The organism is Actinomadura geliboluensis (assembly GCF_005889745.1).
Classification (GTDB): domain Bacteria; phylum Actinomycetota; class Actinomycetes; order Streptosporangiales; family Streptosporangiaceae; genus Spirillospora; species Spirillospora geliboluensis.
On record NZ_VCKZ01000346.1, the window covers coordinates 1 to 9,709 of the forward strand.

Annotated in this window: 8 protein-coding genes; 7 read left to right on the forward strand and 1 reads right to left on the reverse strand. The window is 72.8% G+C overall.

Translation table 11 applies throughout. The features are described from left to right. Nucleotides 1–4: 4 nt before the first annotated feature. Nucleotides 5–427, reverse strand: a complete 423-nt coding sequence (locus tag ETD96_RS33900; RefSeq protein ID WP_138640568.1) for a response regulator transcription factor — start codon at nucleotides 425–427, stop codon at nucleotides 5–7. 93 nt (nucleotides 428–520) lie between these two features. On the opposite strand from ETD96_RS33900, the gene ctaE reads away from it, so the two are divergent. The 7 genes from ctaE to ETD96_RS33935 all read left to right on the forward strand — a co-directional run bounded on the left by ctaE (nucleotide 521) and on the right by ETD96_RS33935 (nucleotide 8,947). Next, nucleotides 521–1,177 (forward strand): aa3-type cytochrome oxidase subunit III, encoded by a 657-nt coding sequence (ctaE, locus tag ETD96_RS33905; RefSeq protein ID WP_138640569.1) that lies wholly within the window; start codon nucleotides 521–523, stop codon nucleotides 1,175–1,177. 36 nt (nucleotides 1,178–1,213) lie between these two features. Continuing rightward, nucleotides 1,214–2,125, forward strand: coding sequence for a cytochrome bc1 complex diheme cytochrome c subunit (gene qcrC, locus ETD96_RS33910; protein WP_138640570.1), 912 nt, complete (start codon nucleotides 1,214–1,216; stop codon nucleotides 2,123–2,125). Next, nucleotides 2,122–3,237: a cytochrome bc1 complex Rieske iron-sulfur subunit gene (gene qcrA, locus ETD96_RS33915; protein ID WP_138640571.1), complete on the forward strand. Its 1,116-nt coding sequence runs from the start codon at nucleotides 2,122–2,124 to the stop codon at nucleotides 3,235–3,237. Before qcrC ends, qcrA begins: the two co-directional genes overlap by 4 nt. Beyond that, a complete protein-coding gene (gene qcrB / locus ETD96_RS33920; RefSeq protein ID WP_138640572.1) occupies nucleotides 3,234–4,853 on the forward strand; it encodes a cytochrome bc1 complex cytochrome b subunit in 1,620 nt (539 codons plus the stop codon). Before qcrA ends, qcrB begins: the two co-directional genes overlap by 4 nt. Nucleotides 4,854–4,920: 67 nt before the next feature. Next, a complete protein-coding gene (locus ETD96_RS33925; protein ID WP_138640573.1) occupies nucleotides 4,921–6,048 on the forward strand; it encodes a glycosyltransferase family 4 protein in 1,128 nt (375 codons plus the stop codon). Between the two features lie 17 nt (nucleotides 6,049–6,065). Then, a complete protein-coding gene (locus ETD96_RS33930; protein WP_138640574.1) occupies nucleotides 6,066–6,842 on the forward strand; it encodes a hypothetical protein in 777 nt (258 codons plus the stop codon). Between the two features lie 578 nt (nucleotides 6,843–7,420). Next, nucleotides 7,421–8,947 carry a penicillin-binding transpeptidase domain-containing protein gene (locus tag ETD96_RS33935; protein ID WP_171069367.1) on the forward strand — a complete coding sequence of 509 codons (1,527 nt, stop codon included), beginning with the start codon at nucleotides 7,421–7,423 and terminating at the stop codon, nucleotides 8,945–8,947. Nucleotides 8,948–9,709 lie beyond the last annotated feature (762 nt).

Sequence of the window (9,709 nt, forward strand, 5' to 3'; positions counted from 1 at the left end):
GGGGCTACAGGGCGGGCAGGCGGTTCTCCAGGCGCTGCCGCATCAGCCCGGCGAGGGCGTTCGCCAGCGCCATCGGGTCGATCGGCAGGCTCGCGACGGCGTCGGCGCGCGACCAGGTGGCGAGCCAGCCGTCGTCGCGGCGGGCGATGAGGGCGAGGAACGGCGGGCAGTCGTAGACCTCGTCCTTGGCCTGCCGGCAGACGCCGAGGCCGCCCGCGGGCTGCGCCTCGCCGTCGACGATCGCGACGTCGATGTCGCCCTCGTCCAGCCGCTCCACCACGGCCGGCTGGGTGGCGACCTCGACGAACTCGACCTTCGGCAGGTCGGCGGCGGGCCGGCGCCCGACGGCCAGCCGGATCTGGGCGCGGGTGTTCGCGTCGTCGCTGTAGACGAGGACCTTCATCGGGCTCTCCGGGGTGGTGCTCATGCACGTGAGGGTACCGGGTCGGGGGCTCCGGCAACACGCTCGGGGAACCCTAGGAGGGGGGTCATGCGTCACTCACGGGATGGGGGCGCAATAATGCTGCCCGTGACAGCATCCGCGATAGAGACAACACCTCACGCACGGGCGAACCGTCCCAATCTGGTCAGCGTGGGGACGATCGTTTGGCTGTCGTCCGAGCTGATGTTCTTCGCGGCGCTGTTCGCGATGTTCTTCACGATCCGCTCCGTGACGATCGGCCAGTCCGGTGAAGACGCGTGGCCGGGCGCCCCGCTGGACCTGCCGCTGTCGGCGGTGAACACGACCATCCTGGTGCTGTCCTCGGTGACGTGCCAGATGGGCGTGTTCAAGGCCGAGGCGGGCAAGGTCGGGCGTGACGGCAGCCTGCTGAACCCGGCCCGGTGGGGTCTGCGCGAGTGGTACATCCTCTCGTTCCTCATGGGCGCCTACTTCGTCGCGGGCCAGGCGTACGAGTACTACAACCTCGTCGTGCACGACGGGCTGACCTTCTCGTCCTCGGCCTACGGCTCGGTGTTCTACCTGGCCACCGGTTTCCACGGTCTGCACGTGATCGGCGGCCTGGTCGCGTTCTTGTTCCTGCTCGGGCGGACCTACGCCGCCAAGCGCTGGACCCACGAGCAGGCGACGAGCGCGATCGTCGTGTCCTACTACTGGCACTTCGTCGACGTGGTGTGGATCGGCCTGTTCTCGGTCGTGTACCTGCTCGACCTCTGACCCCATCCCGACGACATGACCCGAACGGGGATTTCCGTGAAAAGGATCACCGCATGGCGACGGCGCCCGTGGGCGGGCTACGCCGTCGTGCTGGCGGCCCTGGCGGCGATCGGCGTGATCTACGCCGGCTTCTCGCCGCAGACCGACCGCGCCGAGGCGCAGAGCACCGCGCAGGCCGCGGAGGACTTGAAGCACGGGCAACAGCTGTTCAACAAGAACTGCGCGAGCTGCCACGGGCTGAACGCCGAGGGCACGAAGGACGCCGAGGGCAACTCGATCGCGCCGAGCCTCATCGGGGTGGGCGCCGCATCCGTCGACTTCCAGGTCAGCACGGGCCGCATGCCCGCGATGAACCCTGGCGCGCAGGTGCCGCGCAAGACGCCGATCCCCACCTTCAACACCTCGATCAAGACCGACTACGAGGAGCCGGAGAAGCGGGAGGCGGCGGAGAAGCAGAAGGCCCAGGCCGAGAAGAACCTGGCCGACCTGCGGGCCTACATCGCCTCCCTCGGCGGTGGCCCCGAGGTTCCGCCCGCGTCCGCCGTGGACCCGAAGAACGGCGACGTGGCGCTCGGCGGGAAGCTGTTCCGCACCAACTGCGCGCAGTGCCACAGCTTCACCGGCCAGGGCGGCGCGCTGACGGGCGGCAAGTACGCGCCGCCGCTGTCCAACAGCGACGTCACGCCCACCCAGATCTACGAGGCGATGCTGACCGGTCCGCAGGCCATGCCGGTGTTCAACGACACCACGCTGCGGCCCGAGGACAAGCAGGCGATCATCTCCTACCTGGTGCAGACGCGCGAGGAGCCCAACCCGGGCGGCAACGGCCTCGGCCGCATCGGCCCGGTGAGCGAGGGCCTGGTCGCCTGGCTGGTGGGTCTCGGCCTGATGGTGCTGGCGGCCATGTGGATCACCGCTAAGAAGCCGAAGAAGCTGAAGAAGTCATGAGCGACGACAACAAGGAGACCGCGGGCTCGACGGGCCCGCGCGAGGACGGCGGCCGACGCGAGCGCGTGATCGGCACGCCGTCCCCGGCGAGGGAGAAGGCCCTCCTCGCCGAGGACGACATCTCGGCGCCCGCCGGCGTGGGGGAGCAGCTCGACGAGCAGTCGGCCAAGCGGGCCGAGCGCATCGTCGCGGCGTTCTTCCTGCTCGCGTTCGTGTCGAGCGTGGCGTTCATCGCCTACTTCATCGGCTGGAGCGGCCGCGACGGCGGCATGCACGGCCTGCTGGACGCCCGCGAGAACAACTTCTGGCTCGGCGGGACGATGGCGCTGGCCTTCCTGTCGATGGCGATCGGCGTCACCATCTGGGTGCGCCGGCTGATGACCAGCAAGCCGATCATCCAGGAGCGGCACGAGCTGGCGGCGGACGAGGAGACCCGGGAGGCGTTCAGCCGGGACTTCATGGAGGGCGCGGAGGACAGCGGCATCACCAAGCGGCCGCTGCTGCGCCGCACGCTGCTGCTCGCCGCCGCGCCGCTCGGGCTGGCCCCGCTGGTGCTGCTGCGCGACCTCGGCCCGCTGCCGGAGAAGAGGCTCCGGCACACCTTCTGGGGCGAGGCCGTCAAGCAGGCGAAGGCGCAGGGCAAGAAGGGCGTCCGCCTGGTGGTGGACGGCACCAACGTGCCGCTGAAGGTCAGCGACTTCTCGGCGCCCGGCTCGATGATCACCGTGCTGCCGGAGGGCATGGAGGAGCACCTGCCCGAGGACGAGGTGCTCACCCAGGTCGCGAAGGCCGTCACGATCCTGATCAACGTCCCGGCCGGCGACTTCAAGCCCGCCAAGGGCCGGGAGAACTGGCACGTCAACGGGATCGTCGCGTACTCGAAGGTCTGCACGCACGTCGGCTGCCCGGCGGCCCTGTACGAGCAGACGACGCACCACATCCTGTGCCCGTGCCACCAGTCCACGTTCGACGCCACCGACGCCGCCAAGGTCGTGTTCGGCCCGGCGGCGCGGCCGCTGCCGCAGCTGCCGCTGTCGGTCGAGGACGGTTACATCGTCGCCACGAGCGACTACCACGAACCCGTCGGCCCGAGCTTCTGGGAGCGCGGATGAGCGAGGCGACAGCACCCAAGGCGGTCGAGGCCCCGCTGACGTTCCTCGACGACCGCCTCGGGTCCACCACCTTCTTCAAGCGCAATATGAAGAAGGTCTTTCCGGACCACTGGTCCTTCATGCTGGGCGAGATCGCCCTGTACTCCTTCATCATCCTGCTGCTGACCGGGACGTTCCTGACACTCTGGTTCAAGCCGAGCATGGTGGAGGTCGTGTACGAGGGCTCCTACAAGCCCTTGAACGGCGTGAAGATGTCCGAGGCGTACGCCTCGACGCTGCACATCAGCTTCGACGTCCGCGGCGGCCTGCTCATGCGGCAGATCCACCACTGGGCGGCGCTGCTGTTCATGGCGTCGATCCTGGCGCACATGCTCCGGGTCTTCTTCACCGGCGCCTACCGCAAGCCGCGCGAGCTGAACTGGCTGATCGGCATCGGCATGTTCACGCTGGGCATGCTGGAGGGCCTCGCGGGCTACTCGCTGCCGGACGACCTGCTGTCCGGCACCGGCCTGCGCATCACGCAGGGCGTGGCCGAGGGCATCCCGATCGTCGGCACCTACCTGTACATGTTCCTGTTCGGCGGCGAGTTCCCCGGCCAGGACATCGTGCCGCGCCTGTACATGGTGCACATCCTGCTGATCCCGGCGCTGCTGCTCGGCATGGTCACCGCGCACATGATGATCATGTGGGTGCAGAAGCACACCGCGATGCCGGTCAAGAACCAGTCCGAGAAGCAGGTCTACGGCTACCCGTTCTACCCGGTCTTCATGGCCAAGACGGGCGCCTACTTCCTGTTCACCTTCGGCGTCCTGGCGCTGCTGGGGGCGTTCGCGCAGATCAACCCGATCTGGCTGTTCGGCCCGTACGACCCCGGCGCCATCTCCTCGGGCTCCCAGCCCGACTGGTACATGGGCGTCCTGGAGGGCTCGCTGCGCATCATGCCGGGCTGGGAGATCAACGCCTGGGGCCACACGCTCAGCCTGAGCGTGCTGATCCCGGCGGCCCTGCCGCTCGGCATCGTGTTCGGCGGCGCGGCGGCCTGGCCGTGGATCGAGGCGTGGGTGACCGGCGACAAGCGGCACCACCACGTCAACACCCGGCCGCGCAACGCCCCGGTCCGCACCGCGACGGGCGTCGCCGCGGTCACGTTCTACGGGCTGCTGTGGCTGGCGGGCGCGAACGACGTCCTCGCGGACAAGTTCCACCTGTCGCTGTTCGCCACGACGTGGTTCTTCCGGGTGACGTTCTTCGTCGGGCCGGTCATCGCGTTCATCGTGACGAAGCGGATCTGCCTCGGCCTGCAGCGCAAGGACGCCGACATCGTCGGGCACGGCGTGGAGAGCGGCGTGATCCTCATGTCGCCGGACGGCAAGTTCTCCGAGCGCCACGAGCCGGCGCGCGACGAGGAGCGGCACGTCCTGCTGTCGAAGGAGAACACGCGGCCGGAGCCGCCGGACCGGGACGCCGCGGGCATCCCGGCGCCCGGGGCGAAGGGCCCGATCGGCCACCTGCGGTCGCGGCTCAACCGGGCGTGGACCTTCGACGACATCCCCGTCGAGGAGCACGAGCACGAGGAGATCGAGGGCGGCCGCAAGTCGCAGGAGATCAGCCACTGACCGCACGCTCGTCGGAGGCCCGCCACCGCAGCCGCGGTGGCGGGCCTCTCCGTATTCTGGCCGGACGATGACCAAGACCCTGTTCGTCACCAACGACTTCCCGCCGCGGCCCGGCGGCATCCAGGCGTTCGTGCACGGCCTCGCGGCCCGCCGCCCGGCCGGCTCGGTGGTCGTGTACGCCCCGGCGTGGAAGGGCGCCACGGAGTTCGACGCGCGGCAGCCGTTCCCGGTCGTCCGCCATCCCGGTTCGCTGATGCTCCCGGAGCCGGGCGTGCTGCGCCGGGCCGCGGACGTGCTGCGCGCGGAGGGCTGCGACTCGGTCGTGTTCGGCGCGGCGGCGCCGCTCGGCCTGCTGGCCCCGGCGCTGCGGCGGCGCGGCGCCGAGCGCCTCGTCGGCATCACGCACGGCCACGAGGCGGGCTGGGCGGCGCTCCCGGTGGCACGGCACCTCCTCCGCCGCATCGGCGACGACCTGGACGTGCTGACCTACCTCGGCGAGTACACCCGCACCCGGCTGGCGCGGGCGCTGGCACCGCGCGCCGCCGCCCGGCTGGCGCGGCTCGCCCCCGGCGTGGACGAGAAGGTCTTCCACCGGAACATGGGCGGCGAGGAGATCCGGGCCCGGCACGGGCTCGCGGACCGGCCGGTGGTGGTGTGCGTGTCGCGGCTGGTGCCGCGCAAAGGCCAGGACGCGCTGATCCACGCGTGGCCGCGCGTCCTGCGGGAGCAGCCCGACGCCGCCCTCCTCCTCGTCGGAGGCGGCCCCTACCGGGATCGCCTGCAGCGCCTCGCGGCGTCCCTCGGCGTCGACCGCAGCGTGGTCTTCACCGGCGGCGTGAGCTGGGAGGAGCTGCCCGCCCACTACGACGCGGGCGACGTCTTCGCGATGCCGTGCCGGACCCGCCGCCGCGGCCTGGACGTGGAGGGGCTCGGCATCGTCTACCTGGAGGCGTCGGCGACCGGGCTGCCCGTCGTCGCCGGCGACTCCGGCGGCGCGCCCGACGCCGTCCTGGACGGCGAGACGGGCCTGGTCGTGCCGGGCCGCTCGGTCGCCGGGATCGCCGCCGCGCTCACCGGGCTGCTGGCCGACCCGGCGCGCGCCCGCGCGATGGGGGAGCGGGGCCGCGCCTGGATCGAGCGCGAGTGGCGCTGGGAGGTCCAGGCCGCCCGGCTGGGCGGCCTGCTGACGCCCTGAGATGGCAGGATGCGGCTATGGACATCGAGGACGCATGGGCCCGCGTTCCGGGGGAGGCCGCCCGGTGGCTGCGCGAGCTGGATCCGGGCCACGGCCATTCGGGGTTCGAGCCGCCGCGCCGCCCCGACGCCGCCTGGCTCCTGCACGCGATGTACGTGTGGGAGGGCGGCCTGGTCACCACGACGCACGACGATGTCCACCAGTCGGTGGCGGCGGCGGGGCTGACCGGTCCGTCCGACGTGGGCGACCTGCTGGAGGGCGCGATCGTCACCGGCGTCGACCTCGGCCGCACCGGCGACCCCGGCGCGGGGTGGCGGCGGCTGCGCTGGCGGGAGCTGGCGCGCGGCTTCGGTGAGCCGGTCGTCCCGGACGGGGCGCTGCCGGGGAGCCGCTGCCTGCGCCAGGGGCACCCGGCGGGCAGCTGGTCGGCGGCGGTCCGGCCGCCCGCGGAGGGCTGCCTGGACCGGGAGAGCTGGCACCGGCTCATCGGGGTGCTGCTGCGGCACGGCTCGTCCGACGCGGACACCCGCTGCCTGGCCTACTACTGCCCGCTGGTGACCAACGACTGGGACGACGACACCGTCCTCGCGGGCCGCCTCGGCGACGCGACCGCGCTGTACGACCATCCCGGGCTGAACAGCTGCCCGTCCGACCTGTGGGCCGAGGACCGGTCCTGGGTCGTCTACTGCGACTGGGACCTGTGGGGCACGAAGATCGTCGGCCCGACGTCGCTCATCGAGGCCGTCCTGACGGATCCGGCGCTGGAGGCCGTCCGCCTGCCCTGGACGAGCTGAGAGGAAGAAGGAGGGCCCTGCCCCCGCGCCGTGGGCAGGGCCCGGTCCCTGGGGATCAGGGACGGCGAACCGGGTCGTGCCCCGCGCCCGGAGGCCGTTCCGCGCGGACCCGCCCCTGCCGAGGGGGATGGGTGTGATCCGGTCGCGGCCGGCCCGGCGCCCTCGTGGAGGACCTGGAGGTGGGGTGCGCCGTGGTGGGCCGGCCCGCCGGACCGGGTCCGCGGGGACGGGAGCGCGGGGCACGGCCCGCGGCGTCCGGCACCGCGAGGATCGCTCCCCCGGCGGTGCCCGACCGCGGGCCCCGGAGGCCGGGCGGCCCCCGGGCCGATCCCTTGTCGCGGTGATCGATGCAATGGGGCCACCTCCCTGCCGCCGTTCCGTCCGCGGTCGCTGACGTTTCCGAAGGTAGAGGCGTTTCGGCGGTTCGGGGACGCCGTTAAAGCGGGTTTAAGGGACGGATGAGTCGTCGCTAAGCCGCCTTCCAGTTTCGGCCACAAAAACGGCTCTATGTCGCATGTACGGAGTATTCGGACACTGGGATGATCAAGTGTTCGAACGGCGGGGGTGGAGGAGGGGTCATGCGGTCTCGCGGTGTCGTGGTGCTGGCCGTGGTCTTATCGGTCGTGCTGGTGGCGGGGCTCACGGCCGGATGGGTGCTGCGGCGCGGGCGGGACGCCACGCCCGAGGAGGTCGCGGCGGGCTTCTTCACCGCCTGGGGCGAGGGCGACCTGGACGGCATGCGGGAGCTGGTCGCCGACCCGCCGGCCGACTTCGCCGAGCAGTACCGGGCGCTGTCGCGGGGGCTCCTGGTCACGGCGATCGCGGTGGAGCCGCGCCCGGTCGTCCGGTCCGGGAAGGACGCGGCGCAGGCCGCGTTCACCGTCACGCGGACGCTGTCCGGGCACGGCGACTGGACCTTCCAGGCGGTGCTCCGGCTGGGCCGCGTGGACGGCCGGTGGCGGGTCCTGTGGACGCCCGCGACGCTGTACCCCGGCCTGAAGGGCAAGGGGGCGTGGACGGTGGGGCAGGTCCGCGTCCCGGCGGTGACGCTCGCGGCGCGGGACGGCAAGGCACTGCCGCGCGACGGCCTGCTCGCGCCCTACCTCGACGGGATCACCGCGGGCCTCGACGCGGACGAGGAGGAGGTCGGGTACGCGATCGTGCTGCGGGACGGCGACGCGCCGCCGCGCCGGGTGAAGCTGTTCGACGTGCCGAAGGGCCGGAAGGTCCGCACGACACTGGACCGGCGGCTGCAGGCGGCGGCGGAGAAGGCGGTCGCGTCCGCTTCCGGCCAGGCCGCGATCGTCGCCGTCCGGCCCGGCACCGGGGAGGTCCTCGCGGTCGCGGACGGCCTCGGCGGCCTCGGCGCGTTCGCCGGCCTCTACCCGCCCGGCTCGACGTTCAAGGTGGTCACGGCGGGCGGGCTGGTCGCCGAGGGGGCCGGCGCCGGGACGGGCGCCGACTGCCCGGCCTCGGTGGTCACCGCGCAGCGCACGATCCGCAACGACGAGGACCACGCGCTCGGCCGGACGACGCTGCTCGGCGCGTTCGCCGCGTCCTGCAACACGACGTTCGCGCGGCTGGCGGTGGAGCGGCTCGGCGCCGCGAAGCTGGCGGCGAGCGCGCACCGCTTCGGGTTCGGCGCCCCCCTCGCCCCCGGCGCCGACGCGGCGACGGGGAGCTTCCCCGACCCGCAGAGCGGCGCGGAACTGGCCGAGGCCGCGATCGGGCAGGGCCGCGTCCAGGCGAGCCCGCTGCTGATGGCGACGGTCGCCGCGGCGGCGGCGGACGGCACGTGGCGCCCGCCCCGGCTGCTGCCGGCGAAGCTGATCCGGGAGGGCGGGGGAGAGGTTCCGGCACCGCGCCCGGTGCCCGGCGCGGCGGCGCTGCGCACGATGATGCAGGCCGTCGTCACCGAGGGCACCGCGGCGGGCGCCGGCCTCCCCGGCGGGACGGCGGGCAAGACGGGCACCGCGGAATTCGCCGGCGGGACGCACGCTTGGTTCATCGGGTACCGGGACGACGTCGCGTTCGCGGTGTTCGTCCAGGGCGGCGGGTCCGGGCCGGAAGTGGCGGCGCCCCTCGCCGCGAAGTTCCTGCGATAGGCGCCAGAAGAAATGAACCCGCTGCGCCGTTCATGCGTACTCGTCCGGAGAGTGGAACGGCCGGGTGATAGGGCCGGGACGGTTTCTTGGCACCAATTGCCGTCAGAACGACTCCTAGGGCGTATGCTCCCGGAGTGATCGGGCGGGTTCGCCGAGAATTCGTCCGGGGAACGCGGTGGGAGCGAGCGGGCTCCGACACCGCGGTCCCGTGATGTCTCAGCGGAACCGCCGCCGGGCCCGAGGCCCGGCGGCGCGGAGCCACCGGCGTTCGCCGAGCCCTCCGTCTCCTCCACAGGAGAGGGCATGGCGCGACGCGATAACGGGCATGCGTCCCGGGGCGACACGCATGTTTCATCGTGGGCGGAGACGCCCGCGCGCCCCTCATCGAGACCGGCCGCCGGGCGGGCGAGCTGGTCCGAGGAGCCCCAGTGGCCCGAGGGGTCCTGGTGGTCGGAGCAGCCGGACTGGTTCGAGCGCGGGCGCAGGGCGGCCCGCCGCGAACCCGGCCGGCGCGAGGCGAAGCGGCGCGAGGGCAGGTCCCGCGCGCGCCGCGAGGCGGAGGAGCGGCCCGACCCGCCCACCAGGCGGCGCGAGCCGCCCGCGAAACGGCGCGACGGGCGGTCCGACCCGTTCGCCGTGCGCAACAAGGGCTCCGGCCGCGCCGACCCCTTCGAGGCCCGCAACCGGCGCACCCCCCGCCCGTCCGACTCCCGCGCCACGCGCACGGACGTACCGACGGTGCAACCCGCTGCGCCACCACCC